The 18,487-nt window shown below is 68.4% G+C and carries 18 protein-coding genes and 3 pseudogenes; 7 read left to right on the plus strand and 14 right to left on the minus strand.

The window, feature by feature from the left end:
* Positions 1-59: 59 nt before the first annotated feature.
* Positions 60-905, plus strand: a complete 846-nt coding sequence (locus C463_RS12885) for a universal stress protein (RefSeq protein WP_008444453.1) — start codon at positions 60-62, stop codon at positions 903-905.
* A 33-nt stretch (positions 906-938) separates the two neighbouring features.
* On the opposite strand, the gene C463_RS12890 is transcribed toward C463_RS12885, so the two are convergent.
* From C463_RS12890 to C463_RS12905, 4 genes are read right to left on the minus strand one after another with little or no spacing between them, the layout of a single operon-like run.
* Entirely contained in the window at positions 939-2,114 is a 1,176-nt protein-coding gene (locus tag C463_RS12890) for an inorganic phosphate transporter (RefSeq protein WP_008444454.1), read from the minus strand.
* Between the two features lie 12 nt (positions 2,115-2,126).
* Positions 2,127-2,585, minus strand: a complete 459-nt coding sequence (locus C463_RS12895; RefSeq protein ID WP_008444455.1) for a YeeE/YedE family protein — start codon at positions 2,583-2,585, stop codon at positions 2,127-2,129.
* On the minus strand, positions 2,586-3,143 hold the full coding sequence (locus tag C463_RS12900; protein ID WP_008444456.1) for a YeeE/YedE family protein: 558 nt from the start codon (positions 3,141-3,143) through the stop codon (positions 2,586-2,588). It abuts the gene before it with no gap.
* Positions 3,144-3,151: 8 nt separating this feature from the next.
* Positions 3,152-4,345, minus strand: coding sequence for an MBL fold metallo-hydrolase (locus C463_RS12905; protein WP_008444457.1), 1,194 nt, complete (start codon positions 4,343-4,345; stop codon positions 3,152-3,154).
* Positions 4,346-4,591: 246 nt separating this feature from the next.
* Here C463_RS12905 and C463_RS12910 point away from each other — a divergent pair, with 246 nt between their 5' ends.
* Together C463_RS12910 and C463_RS12915 are read left to right on the plus strand one after the other, a co-directional pair.
* On the plus strand, positions 4,592-4,837 hold the full coding sequence (locus C463_RS12910) for a sulfurtransferase TusA family protein (RefSeq protein ID WP_008444468.1): 246 nt from the start codon (positions 4,592-4,594) through the stop codon (positions 4,835-4,837).
* A 2-nt stretch (positions 4,838-4,839) separates the two neighbouring features.
* The gene (locus C463_RS12915) at positions 4,840-5,439 is read left to right on the plus strand and encodes a DsrE/DsrF/DrsH-like family protein (RefSeq protein WP_008444470.1); all 600 of its coding nucleotides are present in this window, start codon (positions 4,840-4,842) and stop codon (positions 5,437-5,439) included.
* Between the two features lie 48 nt (positions 5,440-5,487).
* Here C463_RS12915 and C463_RS12920 read toward each other — a convergent pair whose 3' ends face one another.
* The 6 genes and pseudogenes from C463_RS12920 to C463_RS20210 form a co-directional block, all read right to left on the minus strand.
* Positions 5,488-6,141, minus strand: coding sequence for a DUF1641 domain-containing protein (locus tag C463_RS12920; protein WP_008444472.1), 654 nt, complete (start codon positions 6,139-6,141; stop codon positions 5,488-5,490).
* A gap of 2 nt (positions 6,142-6,143) precedes the next feature.
* Entirely contained in the window at positions 6,144-7,289 is a 1,146-nt protein-coding gene (locus C463_RS12925; RefSeq protein ID WP_008444474.1) for an NAD(P)/FAD-dependent oxidoreductase, read from the minus strand.
* A complete protein-coding gene (locus tag C463_RS12930) occupies positions 7,286-7,522 on the minus strand; it encodes a sulfurtransferase TusA family protein (RefSeq protein WP_008444476.1) in 237 nt (78 codons plus the stop codon). Before C463_RS12930 ends, C463_RS12925 begins: the two co-directional genes overlap by 4 nt.
* A gap of 204 nt (positions 7,523-7,726) precedes the next feature.
* Positions 7,727-8,320, minus strand: coding sequence for a class I SAM-dependent methyltransferase (locus tag C463_RS12935; RefSeq protein WP_008444478.1), 594 nt, complete (start codon positions 8,318-8,320; stop codon positions 7,727-7,729).
* A 224-nt stretch (positions 8,321-8,544) separates the two neighbouring features.
* Positions 8,545-9,024 (minus strand): annotated as a pseudogene (locus C463_RS20205) (M20/M25/M40 family metallo-hydrolase); the annotation flags it as partial.
* Positions 9,025-9,067: 43 nt separating this feature from the next.
* A pseudogene (locus C463_RS20210) lies at positions 9,068-9,796 on the minus strand (M20 family metallopeptidase); the annotation flags it as partial.
* Positions 9,797-9,955: 159 nt separating this feature from the next.
* On the opposite strand from C463_RS20210, the gene C463_RS12945 reads away from it, so the two are divergent.
* The 4 genes from C463_RS12945 to prf1 all read left to right on the plus strand — a co-directional run bounded on the left by C463_RS12945 (position 9,956) and on the right by prf1 (position 14,763).
* The gene (locus tag C463_RS12945; RefSeq protein WP_008444482.1) at positions 9,956-10,396 is read left to right on the plus strand and encodes a DUF302 domain-containing protein; all 441 of its coding nucleotides are present in this window, start codon (positions 9,956-9,958) and stop codon (positions 10,394-10,396) included.
* 66 nt (positions 10,397-10,462) lie between these two features.
* On the plus strand, positions 10,463-11,398 hold the full coding sequence (locus C463_RS12950) for an NAD-dependent epimerase/dehydratase family protein (protein WP_008444494.1): 936 nt from the start codon (positions 10,463-10,465) through the stop codon (positions 11,396-11,398).
* Between the two features lie 230 nt (positions 11,399-11,628).
* The gene (gene argS / locus C463_RS12955) at positions 11,629-13,437 is read left to right on the plus strand and encodes an arginine--tRNA ligase (RefSeq protein WP_008444495.1); all 1,809 of its coding nucleotides are present in this window, start codon (positions 11,629-11,631) and stop codon (positions 13,435-13,437) included.
* Positions 13,438-13,512: 75 nt separating this feature from the next.
* The gene (gene prf1 / locus C463_RS12960) at positions 13,513-14,763 is read left to right on the plus strand and encodes a peptide chain release factor aRF-1 (protein WP_008444496.1); all 1,251 of its coding nucleotides are present in this window, start codon (positions 13,513-13,515) and stop codon (positions 14,761-14,763) included.
* A 31-nt stretch (positions 14,764-14,794) separates the two neighbouring features.
* Here the strand turns inward: prf1 and C463_RS12965 are convergent, their stop codons facing one another.
* The 4 genes and pseudogenes from C463_RS12965 to sufB all read right to left on the minus strand — a co-directional run bounded on the left by C463_RS12965 (position 14,795) and on the right by sufB (position 18,471).
* Complete coding sequence (locus C463_RS12965) at positions 14,795-15,238, minus strand: metal-dependent transcriptional regulator (protein WP_008444497.1); 444 nt, start codon at positions 15,236-15,238, stop codon at positions 14,795-14,797.
* Between the two features lie 43 nt (positions 15,239-15,281).
* A complete protein-coding gene (locus C463_RS12970) occupies positions 15,282-15,767 on the minus strand; it encodes a hypothetical protein (RefSeq protein WP_008444498.1) in 486 nt (161 codons plus the stop codon).
* Between the two features lie 155 nt (positions 15,768-15,922).
* A complete protein-coding gene (sufD, locus tag C463_RS12975; RefSeq protein ID WP_008444499.1) occupies positions 15,923-17,134 on the minus strand; it encodes a Fe-S cluster assembly protein SufD in 1,212 nt (403 codons plus the stop codon).
* A gap of 1 nt (position 17,135) precedes the next feature.
* Positions 17,136-18,471, minus strand: a pseudogene (gene sufB / locus C463_RS12980) (Fe-S cluster assembly protein SufB).
* Positions 18,472-18,487 lie beyond the last annotated feature (16 nt).

Here is an 18,487-nt window from a genome sequence, read left to right on the forward strand (position 1 = left end):
CGCCGAAAGTGTCGGCCACCGAACAAAACTGTGTTGTCGTCGCTCGCCGAAGTGTCCCCATGAGAGCCCTGTGCGCGACCGACCTGTCGGCCGCCAGCGAGGCGACGATCGAGAACGAAACCTGTCTCGACTGCTTGGGTCGCATCGGCGTTCGGACGGTCCACCTCGTCACGGTCGTCCCGGCGAACGTCCACGCCGGGATGCCCGGCGTCGACTTCGAGGAGCGCCGCCGGCGGGGGCTCGACAGGTACCGGTCGGTGATCGAGGACGCGGGGTTCGGCGTCGAGACGCACGTGGTCCGCGGGACGCCGCACCGACGCCTCAACGGGCTCGCCGAGACGGTCCGCGCCGACCTGTCGGTCGTCGGCTCGCGGGGACAGAGTCCGCTGGAGAACCGCGTGATCGGCTCGACCGCGCGCAACCTCGCGCGGACCACCGTCGTCCCGCTCTTGGTCAACCGCGTCGAGCGCGCGGCCGACGACCCGGACGTCCTCCGCGAGCACCTCTTCAGGCGGATCCTCTTCGCCACGGACTTCTCCGAGCACGCCGACCGGGCGTTCGACGCCTTCTCGTACCTCCGGCACGCCACCGAGGAGGCGACGCTCGTCCACGTCCGGTCGCCGAAGGACGGCGGGCCCACCGACGGCGTCGACCCGGACGAACGGTTGGCCGAGCAGGCGAGCACGCTGGAGGCGTGGGGGATCGAGACGCGGACCGAGGTCCGCCGCGGCGACCCCGCAGAAGAGATCCTCGCCGCCGAGGCGGCGACGACGCCGTCGACGGTCCTCGTCGGGTCGAAGGGGCGGAGCCGCATTCGACGGCTCCTGTTGGGCAGCGTCTCGGAGGAGGTCGTCGCGCGCGCCTCGGCCAACGTCTTCCTCGTCCCGCCGCCCCGGGCGGTCTGAACTCCCTGCCGCGCGGGACTGCGTCCCTCGGAGCTACAGGAGGAGGAACGCGGTCGCGTACGCGAGCGCGAACGACAGCGCGAACGAGCCCGCCCACGCGCCGACCGTCACGCCGATCTTCCGCGCGCCCACCGCGCTCCGTCCGCCCACCGCAGCCCCGCTCCCGATGATCGCGCTGACGACGATCTCGTTGAACGAGACCGGCACGCCGAGCAGCACCGCCAGCTGCGCGATCAGGAACGACGGGACGAGCGCGGAGATGGAGCGTCGCGGCCCGAGCGACGAGTAGTCCTGCGCGAGCGACTTGATCATCCGGGGCGCGCCGGTCCACGAGCCGGCGAGCATCCCCAGCCCGCCGCCGACGAGGACCGCGGTCGCCGAGACCATCCCCACCTCGTCGAGGAGCGGGAGCAGCGGGCCGACGGCGAGCCCGACCTGGCTCCCGCCCGCGGAGAAGGCCACCAGCGACCCGAGCGCGAGCAGGACCCGCCGCAGCCCGCCCGCCTCGTCGCGGCGCACGTCCCACCAGACGACGGCCCCGACCGCCAGCGCCGCGCCGGCGGTGATGGCGACGCCCCACGCGATGCCGTCGAGCGCGAGGGCGCGCTGTGCGAGCCCGCGGACCGTTCCCGGGGCGCCCCCCGCGCCGAGGAAGCTGAACCGGACGTTCGCGAGGACGGCACCGACGAGGCCGGCGAGCGCCGCGACGCAGTACCGTTCGGGCGCGCCGGGACGCGGGAGGACGCTCGCGATCGCGAAGGCGAGTCCCCCGCCGACGAGCGGCGTCAGCGCCCAGACGGCGGCGATCTGTTGGTACTTCGCCCAGACCGGCGTCCCGCCGAGCGCGAGTCCGACCCCGATCACCGCGCCGGTCACGGTGAACGCGGTCGCGATCGGGATCCCTGTCGTGATGCCGACCGCCATCAACCCCGCACCCAACACGAGCACGAGGATGACCCCTGCGACGGGCAGGCTGATGCCGCCGACGAGGCCGCTGCCGACGGCCTCCGAGACGTTGCCACCTTGAGTGACGGCGCCGGCGAAGCCGAAGACGCCGACCAGCAGGGCGGCGCGCATCGTCCCGATGGCGTTCGCGCCGACGGCGGGGGCGAACGGGGTCGCGCCGCTCGACCCGGCACCGATCACCCACGCCATGAAGAGGCTCGCGAGCGCCGCGCCGACGAAGAGGGCGAGGAAAGCGGGGTCCATCGTGGCGAGCCCTCAGTCCGCGCCCGCTCGGGCGGCGTCGCGGGCCTCACTCCGGCTCCGCCAGTACCCCTGCGCGTACGCGCCGACGAACATGCCGCCGAGCGCCCACAGGATCGTGACGTTACCGACGCCGAGGCTGGCGTAGGCGGCGCCCGGACAGATGCCGGAGAGCCCCCAGCCGACGCCGAAGACGGCGCCGCCGACGAGGACGTTCCGGTCGAACGGCTTCAGCCGCCGCTCGTAGGGGTCGCCCGTGAGAGGTGCGGTGTCCCGGATCCGCGGGAGCAGCGCGAACGCGACTCCGGAGACGACCGCGGCCCCGAACATGACGAACGGGAGCCCGAGGTCCTCGAACGTGAGGAAGTTCAACACGACCTCCGGTCGCGCCATGTGGCTGAACCCGAGCCCGAACCCGAATATCAGGCCGCCGACGAACACCAGCGGCTTGAACAGGGGATGCCGATCCGCCATCTACGGACTCACCCCCAGCGCCGCGACGACCTGCGCGGTCCCGATCGCTACGGTCAGGAACGTCGCGACGCCGACCAGCGACGTCTTCGACGCCGATCCGACGCCGCAGACGCCGTGGCCGGACGTACACCCCTTTCCGATCCGGGTTCCGATGCCGACGAGGATACCGCCGACGAACAGCCGCCACGGCTGGACGTCGGTCGCCCAGAGCGTCACGCCGGCGACCTCGTACAGCGTGCCGGTCGTTCCGGGTTCGTACAGCGAGGTCGTGACCGCGCCGGACTGGACCGTCGCGGCGAACGCGAGCCCGCCGAGGACGATCCCGGCCGTGAACACGAGGCGCCAGTCCCGCGAGCCGACGTACCGCTGGAACCGGGATCGGTCGGAGACGTACGACAGCGTCGACTCCAGGAACGTGCTCGCCCCGGCCGGGATACCGGTGGCGGCGTAGATCACCACGGTCCCGAGGCCGACGAGCAGCCCGCCGACGGCGTACCGGCTGATCCCGTTGGGGAAGAGGTCGGCGACAGCCTGCAGCAGTACTGGGTCAACGACCATCGGCGTCGTCAGTCACCCGCGAGCGAGTCCTGGCTGGCGGCGCAGTTGTTCGGCCCGAGTTCGAGAGTGAACGCCTCCTCGTCGTCGACGGCGTTCTGACCGAGGTTCGTCGCGATGATGTCCTCGTAGTTGGCCGGCCGCGGGGGCATGTCCGAGAGGATCAGGTCGACGAACTCTCCCTCGTCCATCGTGAGCGCGTCCATCTCCGCGACGAGGTCGCCGATCGGCGCCGTGTAGGTGCCGTCGGCGGCCCGCTCCGCGGCGTCGCTGAAGTGCGCGCCGCCGACGAGCGTGTCGTCGGGCAGCGAGAGGACGCGCTCCTGAAGCGACTCGTACAGCATGCGCGCGGCGTCGGGGGCGCCCTCGTCGCCCTCCTCGAGGTCGGGGCGGGCGACGCTCTCGATGAACAGCCCGTCGCCGGTCGCGAGCAGGCTCTCGTCGACGAGGTAGGCGGTCATTCCGGTCGTGTGGCCGGGGGTGTGGACGGTCTCGATCGTCGCGTCGCCGACCGCGAAGGTGTCCCCGTCCGCGGCGGTCGTCAGCTCGTCGGCGTACGTGACGCCGCGGTCGACCGCGGGCTCGGGGATGACGCCTTCGACGCCGAGGGCATCGAGGTCGCGCAGCCCGGAGACGTGGTCGGCGTGAATGTGGGTGTCGAGCGCGTACGTCAGGTCGACGCCGAGGTCGTCGGCGTCGTCGAGGTAGCGGTCGGTGAACGCTCGGAGCGGGTCGATGATCGCGGCCTCTCCGTCGTGATAGAGGAGGTAGCCGAGACAGCCCGAGGAGGGGCGCTGGTACTGGAGGAGCGTGCCGGCGCCGTCGTAGCGGTCGACCTCGACGGCCTCGTAGATCCTCGCCCAGCCGTTCATCCCGTCTTCGAGGTGGTCGACGTCGTAGCCGCGCTCCGCGAGCGTGCCCGCGACGTACTCGCTGGCGCCGCCCTTCGCGCAGAGGACGGTCACCTCGCGGTCGTCGGGGATCCGGTCGAGCACGTCGTCGTCGATCTCGTCGTCGAGGAACTCGAAGTACGGGACGTTGATCGACGTGACGTTCTCGCCGTCGATACGCCACTCCTCGTAGTCGGACGTCATGCGCGCGTCGAGGATCGCAACCTCCTCGCCGGCGTCGATTCGGTCTTTGAACGAGTCCGGGTCGACGGAGTCGACGTCGACGTCCGGAGTCGGAAAGTCGTCGGCGTTCATAGTTTGCAGTCGATTCTACCGGACCGACGCACAAAAGCATTTTCATAGTATTTCTTTTTCTAAACAATACTACCACCGGCTGTGGCCGTCCAATATCCCTCTAACGAGCCTAATCCGGGTTTTGAGGTGCCTGAATACGTTTAACGCTATATGATTGTTGGCGCTCTTCACAAGAACCAACAATCTTTTACCCCGCCGAAGGGTATTGTGCGATAGCTCCAATACGGACACCGGAGCAGATACACAATGAGTTCCGAATTCGACATCGCGGAGACGCTCGACGTGAAAGGCGCATCGTGCCCCATGCCAGTGGTGAAGACGAAGTCCGCCATCGACGGCCTCGACGCCGGCGCGGTCCTCGAAGTGTTGGCGACCGACCCCGGCAGCATGAGCGACATCGACGGCTGGGCCGACGGGACCGCGGGCGTCGAGCTCGTCGACCAGACAGAGGGCGACGACGTGTACAAACACTACGTCCGCAAGACCGAGTAACGATGGGGACGGACACGCCCGACGCGGCGGACGCGTCGTCGACCGAATACGCGCCGACCACCGACGCGCCCTCCCGCGCGGAGCTGGCCGCGCGGATCGACGAACTCGAGGACGCGCTCGCGGAGGCCACCGCCGACGACGGCGACAAGAAGATGAGCATCATCGCCACGAAGGGGACGCTCGACATGGCGTACCCGCCGCTGATCCTCGCCAGCACCGCGGCCGCGTTCGGCTACGAGGTGACCGTCTTCCACACGTTCTGGGGGCTCGAAATCCTCCACGAGGAGCGCTCGAAGAACCTCAAGCTCAGCTCCGTCGGCAACCCGAACATGCCCGTTCCCAACGTCGTCGCGGCGCTCCCCGGCATGGACCGCGTCACGACGAAGATGATGGAACGTCGGATCGCGGACAACGACACCGCCACGATCGAGGAGCTCCTCGAGACGAGCCTCGACATGGGCGTGGAGTTCCAGGCCTGCCAGATGACCATCGACCTGATGGACTACGACGAAGACGACTTCTACGACGGCGTCACCACGGGCGTCGGCGCCGCGACCGCCCTTCAGGACATGGCCGACGCGGACATCCAGCTGCTGGTCTGACCGCCGTCGACCGGAACGCCGGTTCCGATTCCGACAACCGTTCTCCCGCTACGACTCCGGAGCGGTGCGCTCGCGATCGGCTCGCTCGCGCCCGGCGCGCTCGCGGCCGATCGCGCCCGCGATCGTCAGCAGGTAGCCCAGCCCGTACTGGACCTCCGGGTCGCGTACGCCGCGGAGCAGCCCGACGGCGCCGACCCGCTCGGGCGACTCGCGCTCCGCCTCGCCGACGCCATTCAGCAGCGTCTCGACGCCGTCGCGGGTGTCGTCGTCGGCCGCGGTCTGCGCCACCTCGCCGAGCGCGGCGCCGGTCCCGGCCAGCGACGCGACCATCTCGTCGTCGAGGGCCGCGGTCGCGAGCGACCCCACCTCGGCGATCTCCGCCAGCTCGTCGAGCGTGCCGCTCCGCTGGAGCGTGAGCAGCGTATCGAGCGCCTCCTGCAACTCGTCGCCGTTCTCGCCCACCGTCTCGGCCAGCGCCACGGTCTCGTCCGTGGCGAGGCCGTCGGCGGACTCCGCGAGCGTCGACCCCGTAGCCGAGAGCTCGCGAACCATCTCGTCGGAGAGCGCGCCCTCGCCTAAGGAGAGCACGTCCAGCAGCTCGTTGACCGCGTCGAGCCGCGCCACGAACGCGGCGACCGCCTCCGGGTTCTCCGCGATCGCCGCTTCGAGGTCGGCCGACTCGGAGGACTCCGTCTCGGACATGGTCAGAGCAGCCCCCGTGCGGTGAGCCAGTAGGCCTCGTTGTACGCCAGCTTCGACCAGTGGAGCTTCTCCGAGGGCGGCGCGGGCGACGGCGGGTTCTCGTAGTCGAACTCGACGAACGAGGCCGAATCCATCCCGGTCTCGATGAAACACAGCGTCTTGCCGTCGTACGTCGCCGTCGCCGGACGGCCGCGGATCTCGCTCGCGAGACGCTGGCCGACGACGCCGGCTTGGTAGTGCGCGACGCTGCCCGCGTTCGGGACGCCCGTGTCGGCGGTGTCGCCGAGCGCGTAGACGTTGTCCGCGGCCTCCGCCTCCAGCGTGTGCTTGTCCACATCGACCCAGCCGTCGTCGCCGAGGCCGGCCTCTTCGATCAGGTCGACGCCGCCGTGGGGCGGAATCGACACGAGGAGGTCGTAGTCGAGCTCGGTCCCCTCCATCGACGTGATCGTCTCCGCGTCGGGGTCGACCGACTCTGCGTTGAAGAACGTCTCCACCGCGATGTCACGCTCCTCCATGATGGGGCGGGCCCACTCGGCGATGTGGGGGTTCCCGTGGACGCGCTGGATCGGGTACGTGTAGGTGACCTCGACGTCCTCGCGGAGCCCGCGCTCGCGGAACCAGTCGTCGATCATGAAGACGAACTCCAGCGGCGCCGCCGGACACATGTGGGGCGTCCCGATCACGCTCAACACGATCTCGCCCTCGGTGAACGCCAGCAGCTCCTCGCGCAGGTCGGTCGCGCCCGACTCGCTGTAGTAGTCGTGTCCGCCCTCGACGAGCCCGGGGATCTGCTCGGGCTCCAGCGTCGACCCGGTCGCCAGCACGAGGCGGTCGTACTCCATCGACGGCGCGGTACCGTCGAACCGGAGCGTCTGCGAATCCGTGTCGATCTCGGACACGCGGTCGATCCGGAGGTCGACCGCGTCGTCGACGAGTTCGTCGAGCGCGCGGCGACCGTCCGCCGGTTCGCGCTTGCCGAACGGCACGTACAGCCAGACCGGCTTGTACACGTGGTCGGGGCCGTCGTTGATCAGGGTGACCTCCACGTCGCCGGCGTCGAGCTCCGGGCCGAGCCGGTCCGCGAGGTCGTTGGCGAGCACCGATCCGCCGGTCCCGCCGCCCACGATGACGATGCGTTCGGTCATGCTTTCTCCACGTAGAACGCGTTGTGGTCGTCAAGCTCCTCGACGGCGAGCAGTTCGTTGCCGGCCTCCTCGGCCCACTCGGGAACGTCGGTAAGCGACCCGTCGCTGTCGCTCAGGAGCCGGACGACCTCGCCCGACTCGGCGCTCCGGATCGCGCCGATGAGGTCCATCAGCGGACCGGGGCACGCTGCGCCTCTGGCGTCGACGGTGTCGTCGGGTTCGATGTCGGTCATGATAGTCTCACACGCGACAGTTGCGGGCGTGTGGTATTAGTGTTGTGCGAGAATTCCACTATTCTAAAAACACTGTATCTCTCGTCGCGGGCCGACCGTGGCGGCGGCGGTAGCGGCGCTTTCGGCGGCTGCCGGCTTCGGCGGCTGGCGGTTTCGGCTGCTGGCGGTTTCGGCGGCAGTGGCGGTCGCGCCGTAGCCGCGCGCCTACCGATCGAACACGAGCGCGTAGTGATACGGCGGCAGATCGACCCGCCTGTCGAAATCGAACGGCGCGGCCCGGGTGACGGCCGTTTCCGTTTCTTCGGGGGGCATCCGGAGCTCCGTCGGTGGCCCCCGGGGCTCACCCCCGACGGTCGTCGCTTCGCGCGGACGGTCGCGCCAGTTGACGACGATCAGGCTGCCACCGGGTTCGATCGCTTCGAACGCCTCCTCGACGAACCCGGGCCGGTCGTCGACGCCGTGGAAGGTGTTCGCCACGACGAGCGCGTCGACCCGCTCCGGGAGGAGTTCGGTCAGGTCTCGGGCGTCACCGCGGACCGTGACGACGTTTCCGATCGCCTGTCGCTCGGCGAGCGACCCGAGTTCGTCGAGCAGCGCCGCGTCCAGATCGACCGCGTACACGGGCGCGGGCTCGACGATCCGGGCGGCCGGGAGCGCGAAGTAGCCGCTCCCGCACCCCACCTCGGCGACCGACTGACCGGCCCCGATCCCGAGGTCTCGGAGCGTCGCGCCCGGCGTCGGCCAGAGCTTCCCCCACCAGTCCCAGTCGGGCTGGCCGGTGTTCTGAAACCGCTCCATCGTCAGCGCGCGGCCGTTCCGTCGTCGTCCGGCGGGCCGTACGAGAGACGGCGTCGGTCGCCGCCGACGGCCGCCGAGTCGCTCTCGTCGTCTCCGCGGGAGCGTCCGTTCGCCGCGTTAGTATTGTACGTTATGTACATATTTGTGGTGTTTCTCTATCCAACTCTTTCTCACCCGTCGCGGGAGGGCTGGTGAGACACCCCTTCCCGCCCGTTCGCGGACCGCTACGGGTCGGGTTCCGATAGCCACGCCGCCGGAAGCCGGGCGTAGACGACCGCGTTGTCGACGAGTGTGTCGACCGGGACGTACTCGTCGGGGGCGTGAGGCGTGTCGGTCCCGAGCGCGAACTCGACGGTCGAGATTCCGGCGGTTCGGAGCTTCTTTGCGTCGCCGCCGCCCGTGGCGCTCCGCCGGAAGACGCGGTCCCCCGTGACGGCCGCTGCCGTCGACGCGACGGCCTCGACGAGCGGGCTGTCCGGCGCTTCGGCGGTGCCGACGCTCCAGGAGACGTCGGCGACCGTGATCCCCTCGCAGTCGGCGACGCACTCGCGGATCCCGGCGAGCACGTCGGGAGTGTGGATGCCCGCCGTCAGGCGCACGTCGACCTCGGCGCGCGCGGACCTCGGGACGGCGTTCACCGCGTCGCCGCCCTCGAAGACGCCGAGGTTGATCGACGGGTACCGGAACAGGTCCCGCGCTGTCTCTTATACACATCTCTGAGCGGNTCAGAGATGTGTATAAGAGACAGGAACCGAACCGCCGGCGTATGGTCTCGACGGCGTCGTAGAGCCGGTCGACGGCGTTGACGCCGAGCGTCGGCCGGGACCCGTGCGCCGCCTCGCCCTCCGCTTCGAGCGTCAGCCAGATGCTGCCCCGGTCCGCGACCGTGACGGAGTGGCGGCCCGCCTCGCAGGTCGGCTCACCGATCACGCACGCGTCCGCGTCGAGCAGCCCTGCGTCGAGCAGCGCCGGGAGCCCGGCGTCGCCGCCAACCTCCTCGTCGCTCACGAAGGCGAACAGGAGGTCGACGGGCGGCTCCGTGTCGGTCGCGGCGAACGCGCGGATCGCGAACAGCATCGACGCCACGGCGCCCTTCATGTCGGTCGCGCCCCGGCCGTAGACGCGGTCCTCGACGCACTCGCCGAGCGGGTCCCGCGTCCACGCGTCGGCATCGAACGTCACGGTGTCGAGGTGCCCGTTGTACAGCAGCGTGCGATCGGACTCGCCGGGGACTCGCACGAGGAGGTTCGGCTTCGCCGGGTCGGCGGCGAACCGCTCGACCGCGACCGGAAGCGGGTCGAGGAATCGTTCGATCACGGCGGCGATCTCGCGCGTGTCGCCCGGCGGGTTCGACGTGTCGACCGCGAGCAGATCGAGGGCCAGCGAGACCAGCGCCCCGCGGTCGGCCCGCACGTACTCGGCGGGAGCGTCGTCGCCGGTCGTCGTCGGGCGGGCCGCTCCCGTGTCGTCGACCATGAGTTCACGTTCGCTCCCCGGTGGTTTAGTTGTATTGCGCATTTATAGCAATACTATATCCCCCACGTGCCGCCTCGTGATGTTTCAGCTGGTTCTTCGGTTCTCTCACCGCGTGCTATCCGAAGAGATTTTGTTACGTAGGCCCAAGACGGTACACGAATGACGCTCCCAATCGACCCGAGCCAGATCGATCCCGACGACATCGGCGAAGCCCAGACGACGCTCGAGATGGGCCACGAGGAGGCGATCGAACACGTCCGCGAGGCCTTCACCGACGCGGGCTTCGGCGTGCCCGTCGAGTTCTCGCCGTCCGAGATGCTCAACGAGAAGGTCGACGCGGGCCGCGACCCCTACTACGTGCTGGGCGCGTGTAACCCCGAGGTCGCCGACCGCGCCCTCGACGCGACCGACAACAAGCTCGGCGCGCTGATGGCGTGCAACGTCGTCGTCTGGGAGGAGGAACCCGGAACGCAGCGCGTCTACCACGTCTCCATCATGCGCATCGCCCGCCTCGTGGGGATGGCGCCCGACGGCGACGAGATGGCGGACATCGTCGCCGAGACCGGCGAACTCGTCGACGCAGCGTTCGAGAACCTGTAGTCGGACCCCGCCGCCGTTTCCGTCCCGATTCCACACGTACTTATCCGCGAGCGCCGACGGACCGGTATGAACATCGCCGATTCGCGCGTCCTCGTCACCGGGGGCGCCGGCCTCGTCGGGAGTCACCTCGCCGCCGCGCTGCTCGACCGCGGCGCGACCGTCCGCGTCGCCGACGACCTCTCGAAGGGGACCCGCGACCGCGTCCCCGACGGCGCGGAGTTCGTCGAGGCAGACGTGACCGACCCGGACGACGTCGCCCGCGCGGTCACCGACGACCTCGATATCGTCTTCCACTTCGCGGCGTACACGGACACGAACTACGACGACGACCGCGTCCTCTTCGAGGAGAACACCGAGATGACGTACAACGTCCTCGAACGGATGCGCGAGGTCGGCGTCGACCGCCTCGCGTTCACCTCCTCGTCGACGGTGTACGGCGAGGCGCCGCGGCCGACGCCCGAGGACTTCGGCCCGCTCGAACCGATCTCGATATACGGCTCGTCGAAGCTCGCGGACGAGGCGCTCATCTCGACGTTCGCGCACTCCTACGGCGTCCAGTCGTGGGTGTTCCGCTTCGCGAACATCGTCGGGCCGCGCCAGCGCGGCAACGTGATCCCGGACTTCATCGAGAAGCTCGACGACGACCCGACCGAACTGGAGATACTCGGCGACGGCCGGCAGGAGAAGTCGTACATGCACGTCTCCGAGTGCGTCGACGCGATCCAACACGTCGTCGAGAACGCCGACGACGCGTACAACGTGTACAACCTCGGGACGCGGACGACGACCTCCGTCACCGACATCGCCGACATCGTGAGCGAGGAACTGGGCGCCGACCCGGCGTACGCCTACACCGGCGGCGACCGCGGCTGGACCGGCGACGTGCCGAAGATGCGGCTGTCGATCGCGAAGCTCGCCGACCTCGGCTGGGAGCCGTCGGTCGAGAGCGACGCGGCGGTCCGGCGGGCGGCCCGACAGCTGATCGACGAGATCGTGGAGTAGGTTTCTCCGCAGGCGAACCGGAGGGGTTCCCGAACGCCGTCCGGATCGTTCGACCGCCGAAACCGCCCCGATAACCGGCAGAAGGCGCCGGCGTCACCGGAGCGATACGGACGGCTATTGCGCACAACGCGGTGCGTTTCCCGTGGAGATATTGCTCGCGGCTCGATCCGTGCCTTCGGCCGCCGAGCCGCTTCGGAAGGGCCTTTTAACCCGCCCGTCGAACGGACGGTATGTTCAGGCAGTTCCGGTCGGCGGTCGAGGCGGCGCTCGCGGACGCGCTCGCCGAGCTCGACCTCCCGACCGACGACCTCGGTATCGAACGCCCGCCGGATGACATGGACGCGACGCTCGCCTCCAGCGTCGCCTTCCGGCTCGCGGGCGAGGTCGGCGACGCGCCGCCGAACGTCGCGGCGACCGTCGCCGAGGCGGTGTCGGTCGCCGACGCCGACTACGTGGCGAGCGTCGACACCGCCGGGCCGTACGTAAACTTCCACGCGAACGAGCGCTACCTCGCGGACACCCTCGACGCGGCCGCCGTCGACGCCGACTACGGCGCGCTCCCCGACCGGGACGCCTCGGTCGTCGTCGAACACACCAGCGCGAACCCGACCGGCCCGGTCCACGTCGGCCGCGCGCGCAACCCCATCGTCGGCGACGCGGTCGCGAACCTGCTAGAGTACGCGGGCTACGACGTGGACCGCCACTACTACGTCAACGACGCCGGCCGCCAGATGGCGGTGTTCACGTGGGCGTACGAGCGGTTCGACGAGGGCGACCTCGATTCGGAGCCCGCCCGCGACCGCGCCGAGTACGACCTCGTGCGCTACTACCGCAAGGGGAACGCCTTCTTAGAGGAGGCCGACGCCGACGACGTCGAGGCCGCCGAGGAAGAGATCCAGTCGATCCTCAAGGGGCTGGAGGCCGGCGACGAGGCGACCTACGAGCGCGTGGGCGAGGTCGTCGACGCCGTCCTCGGCGGGATGAAGGCGTGTCTCGGCCGCCTCCCCGCCGAGTTCGACGAGTTCGTCAAGGAGACGCGGTTCATGCGCGACGGCTCGACCGACGACATCGCGGCGCGGCTGAAGGAGACCGACCACGCGGTCTACGAGGAGGACGCGTGGCAGCTCGAACTCGACGAGTGGGGGATCGACAAGAACCTCGTCTTCCTGCGCTCGGACGACACGAGCCTCTACACCACCCGCGACCTGGCGCACCACGAGTGGAAGTTCGACACCTACGACCGCGCCGTCACCGTCCTCGGCGAGGACCACAAGCTGCAGGCCGACCAGCTCGACGCGACGCTCGAACTGCTCGGCAACGACACCGACCGCCTCGGCCACGTCATCTACTCGTACGTCAACCTCCCCGACGGGAAGATGTCGACCCGGCAGGGAACGGGCGTGATGCTCGACGACCTCCTCGACGAGGCCATCGACCGCGCCCGCGACGCCGTCGAGTCCCGGATGGACGACCGCATCCGCGACGACGACCTCACCGACGAGGACGTCGAGCGCATCGCCCATCAGGTCGGGATCGGCGCGGTCCGGTACGACATCGTCTCGAAGCAGCCCGCGAAGGCGATCACCTTCGAGTGGGAGGACGCGCTCGACTTCGAGGCGCAGTCCGCGCCGTTCGTCCAGTACGTCCACGCGCGCTGCGCCGGCATCCTCGGCGAGGCCGCGGCCGCCGGAATCGACGTGCCCGGCGTGACGGAAGGCGCCGACGGCGCGGTCGACCCCGACGCCCTCGACGTGGACGCGGGCGCGCTCGAAACCGACGCGGCCCGCGACCTCCTCCGCGAGGTCGCGCGCTTCCCGGCGGCGATCGAGGCCGCCGCGGACGACCTCGAACCGCACACGATCGCGACGTTCACCCGCGAGTTCGCGGACGCGTACAACGCCTTCTACCGCGAGTGTCCTGTCGTCACCGCCGAGAGCGACGCGCTGCGCGACGCTCGGCTCGCGGTCGTCGCGGCCGCGAAGCACACGATGGCGAACGCGCTCGACGTGTTGGGCGTCGAGGCCCCGGAGTCGATGTAAGGCGGCGAGACGGACGCTTCCGGCCGTATCGACAGGTCAAAGATTACTTACACGCACGCGACCGTATTTCGGACAATGAGTAGCGACGCACAGGAGGCGAACGCGGACCGCCGGAAGTACGAGTTCCGCAAGGTCATCGAAGAGCTCAAAGACTTCGAGGGCTCCGGTACCCAACTCGTCACCATCTACATCCCCGAGGATCGGCAGATCTCCGACGTGGTCGCCCACGTCACGCAGGAACACAGCGAGGCGTCGAACATCAAATCGAAGCAGACCCGGACCGCCGTCCAAGACGCGCTAACGTCGATCAAGGACCGACTGCGCTACTATGACACGTTCCCGCCCGAGAACGGGATCGTGATCTTCTCGGGCGCCATCGACGCGGGCGGCGGTCAGACCGACATGGTCACCCGGACGCTGGAGTCGCCCCCGCAGCCCGTCGAGTCGTTCCGCTACCACTGCGACTCGGAGTTCCTCACCGAGCCGCTCGAACACATGCTCGAAGACTCCGGGCTGTTCGGGCTCATCGTCTTGGACCGTCGCGAGGCGAACGTCGGCTGGCTGAAGGGGAAACGCGTCGTCCCCGTCAAGTCCGCCTCCTCGCTCGTCCCCGGCAAACAGCGGAAGGGCGGTCAGTCAGCACAGCGGTTCGCTCGCCTGCGGTTGGAGGCCATCGACAACTTCTATCAGGAGGTCGCGGGGATGGCCGACGACCTGTTCGTCGACAAGCGCCACGAGCTCGACGGCATCCTCGTCGGCGGCCCCTCGCCGACGAAAGACGAGTTCCTCGACGGCGACTACCTCCACCACGAGCTGCAGGACAAGGTGCTCGGCAAGTTCGACGTAGCCTACACCGACGAGTCCGGCCTGAAAGACCTCGTCGACAACGCCAGCGAGGCGCTCGCCGACCAGGAGATCGTCGAGGACAAACGCAACATGGAGGAGTTCTTCGAGAAGCTCAACACCGGCGAGGAGGCGACCTACGGGTTCGAACAGACCCGCCGGAACCTGATCATGGGGTCGGTGGACCGCCTGCTCATCTCCGAGGACCTCCGCTCCGACGTCGTCGTCTACGAGTGCCCCAACGGCCACGAGGAGTACGAGGTGCTCGACGCCCGCCACTCGACGCCCGACCACGAGTGTAGCGAGTGCGGCGAGGCGGCCGACGTCGAGGAGCGAGAAGACGTGATCGAACACCTGATGGCCATCGCCGAACAGCGCGGGACGGACACGAAGTTCATCTCCACGGACTTCGAGAAGGGCGAACAGCTGCTCGACGCGTTCGGCGGCATCGCCGGTATCCTTCGGTACTCGACCGGCGTCTAAACTTCTCAGAAGAGAACTTCCGCGAACGTTTCTACTGCTGTTCCGGCTCGACCGGCTCCGGCGCGATCTCCAAACACGCGCAGGCGTCGGATTCTGGGTCGAAGCAGTCGGGACACTCCGGCTGGCGGTCGATAATCGTGTCGAGCCGCTCCGCCACCGTGTCGTCGATGACGGCTTCCAGCTCGCGGGCCTCGGCCTGGAAGTCCTCGACCGCGAGGACGTTCGCGAGGAACCGCTCGATGATGCAGTAGGTCTGGAGGGCGTCTCGCGCGCGGACGATGCCGTCGTCGGTGAGCTTGACCCCCTTGTACTTCTCGTGTTCCGCGAGGCCGCGCTCTTCGAGCTTGCCGATCATCTCGTTGGCGCTGGCCGGGCTGACGCCGAGCGCGTCGGCGACAGACCCGGTCGAGGCGGGGCCGTCTTCGCTGTCCTGTACGACGTATATCGTCTTGAGGTACTGATCTGCGGTGTTCACGGCTGTCCTCCGTCGGCGCTCGTCGGCGACTCGTCTGCCCGGTTCATCGGCGCTCCATGACCTCCGTGACCTCGCGCACTCCCTCGGCCTCCTCGTCGCGGATCGTGGTTAGGGTGGCGATCAGCTCCTCGCGGTCGATCGAGAACGCGGCGTCGGAGCTCTCGATCGCTTCGATGAGGTCGTCGTAGAACTTGTACGCCGTCTCCTCGTTGCACAGCTGGTCGTACAACACGTCGTCGAAGTCCTCCGGTCGCGTCCGCCCGTAGCGGGCGTCGACCAGCGACTCGATCTCGTCGAACGGGACGCTGTCGACGCCGAGCCCGTCGATGAGGGCCTCCAGCCGCTCGCGGTGGTCGGCCGACTCCTTGGCCGCGTCCGCGAGCAGCGCCTCCACCTCCGCGTCGAGTTCGGCGTCCAGCTGCTGGTAGTGGCGGTGCGCCCGCGCTTCGACGACCTCTTCGAGCACGATTCCGATCTGGAGCAGCCGCGCGAGTTGGTCGTCGGAGGCGACCCGCTGGCTCACGCTCACCGCGACCACCCGAGACGGCACGATACGCGGGTTCGCATACCTCCGACTCGGGCGTCGTCGGTCTTAAGCGGTTCCCCTCGCGCGCCGATCGCTCTGCGGCGTGGCAGGACGGAAAAATCCGTTCGACGGGCGAAAAGCGAGCGCGCCCAGACGGCCTACTGGAGCCGTTCGAGGACGAGTTCCTGGACGTCGTCGCGGAACTCGTCGACGGCGATCTCCTCGAGGACGGGCACGAAGAAGCCCTCGACGAGCATGTTCCGTGCGGTCCGCGAGTCGATCGAGCGGCTCTCCAGGTAGAACAGGTCCTCGGCGTCGACCTGTCCGACGGTCGCGGAGTGGGAGGCCTCGGTGTCGTGGTTGTGGATGATCAGCTTCGGCGACGCGTCGGCCTCGGCGTCGTCCGACAGCATCAGCGTGTTCTCGCGCTGGTAGCTGGATGTGTTCCACGCGTCCTCGCCGACGTCCTGGACGCCCTCGTAGACCGAGCGCGCCACGTCGTCGAGCACGCCACGGGTGACGAGGTCGGCGGTCGTCTGCTCCGCCTGGTGCCACACGCGGGCGTTGATGTCGAAGTGCTGGTCCTCCGTGCCGAAGAACGTCCCGACGATCTGGCTCTCGGAGCCGTCGCCGTTGAGTTCGGTCTCGATGTCGGATCGGGTGAGCTTCGAGCCGAAGTTGCTCTCGATCCAGTCGACCGTCGCGTACGTGCCGGTGACGCCGCGCTTCAGCGAGTAGGTGTACGAGTCGTCGTCGAGGTTCTGGAGCGAGCCGAACTGGACGTTCGAGTTCTCGCCCGCGACGACCTCGACGAGGTTCGAGAAGTAGCGGTCGTCGACCTCGGCGTCGCCGGTCGTGATCGACTCGAGGATCGTCACCGACGACGACTCCTCGGCGACGACGAGGGTCTGGCTGAACAGCGAGCGGGAGTTCATCTCCGCGCGCACTGTCACGTCCTCGACGTCGACGCCCTCGGGGACGTAGACGAACGTGCCGGTGGTGAACAGCGCGACCGAAAGCGCCGTCAGGTAGTTGTGTTCGGGGTCGAGGACGCTACCGAAATTCGCCTCGATGACGTCGCCGTACTCGGCGAGCGCCTCGGTGAACGGCAGGACGACGACCTCGTCGTCGCCCGCGGTCCGCTCGGTCTCGTCGGCCTGGTTCAGCGGGTCGACGAGCGACTCGAAGTCCAGCGCCTCCAAGTCGGTCCAGCGGCGGCCCGGCGTCTGGATGACGTCGGGCAGGTCCGCGGTCTCCAGCGCGGAAAGCGCGTTCAGACGGGTCTCCAAGAGCCACTCGGGCTCGTCGCGTTCGTCGGCGATGCGTCGTACCGTGTCCTCCGAGAGGCTCTCGATTGCTTGCGTGCTCATGTTATCCGAGCGACCCTTCCATCTCCAGCTCGACGAGCCGATTCAGCTCGACGGCGTACTCGATCGGCAGCTCCTCCGTGATCGGCTCGATGAACCCNCCGCGCGACTGGAGGTAGAAGATGTCCTCGTCGCCGATCTTGCCGACGGTCGCCTCGTGGGCGACGTCGACCTTCGACTCGTTGATCTCCATGTACGGCATCGTGTCGGAGGTCGACTCGTTGTCGAACATCAGCGCGTCGCACTCGACGGCGGTCGAGGAGTTCTCCGCGCCGTCCGCGATGTGGACGAGCCCGCGGTAGTTGGTGCGGCCGCCGTCTTTCGCGATCGACTTCGACTCGACCGTGGACTTGGTGTCCGGCGCGTTGTGGTACACCTTCGCGCCGGTGTCGATGTCCTGCCCCTCGCCCGCGAAGGCGATGGTGATGTGGTTGTCGGAGGCNGGAGATCCACTCCATGCGCCCGCCCTTCTCGGCGATGGCGCGCTTGGTGTTCAGGTTGTACGTGTTCTTCGACCAGTTCTGGACGGTCGAGTACTGGACGTGAGCGTCCTCATCGACGAACACTTCCACGCCGCCACAGTGAAGATTGAACGCCGAGTACTTCGGCGCGGAACAGCCCTCGATGTAGTGGACCTCGGCACCCTCCTCGGCGATGATGAGCGTGTGCTCGAACTGACCCATCCCCTCGGAGTTCATCCGGAAGTACGCCTGGACCGGCATCTCCACGGTGGTGTTCTCCGGCACGTAGACGAACGAGCCGCCCGACCAGATGGCGCCGTGAAGCGCCGCGAACTTGTTGTCGCTCGGGGGGACGCACTTCGTCATGAAGTGCTCGCGGACGATCTCTTCGTGCTCTTGGACCGCCTTGTCCATGTCACAGAAGATGACGCCCTTCTCCTCCCACCGCTCCTGCATGTTCTGGTAGACGATCTCGGACTCGTATTGCGCGCCGACGCCCGAGAGCGCGTTCTTTTCGGCCTCCGGAATGCCGAGCTTGTCGAAGGTGTCCTGGATCTCCTCCGGGAGGTCCTCCCAGCTGTCGGCGCCGCCGCGCTTGTCGATGTCCGGTCGGATGTACGGAACGATCTCGTTGATGTCGACCTCCGAAAGGTCCGGCTGCCCGGGCCAGTCGGTCGGCATCGGCATCTCTTGGAACTGCTCGAGCGCGCGCAGGCGCCGCTCCAGCATCCACTCCGGTTCGTCTTTGTCCTCCGAGATGACGCGGACCGTCTCCTCGGTGAGCCCCTTTTCGCTTTTGAAGGCGGAGTTCTCCTCCTTCTTGAACTCGAAGCGGGCTTCGGTGTCTGTCTCCTTGAGGTCGTCCTGTTGTGAACTCATAGTGTGTTGTTACGGA

Source organism: Halorubrum californiense DSM 19288 (assembly GCF_000336875.1).
GTDB classification, from domain to species: Archaea; Halobacteriota; Halobacteria; order Halobacteriales; family Haloferacaceae; genus Halorubrum; species Halorubrum californiense.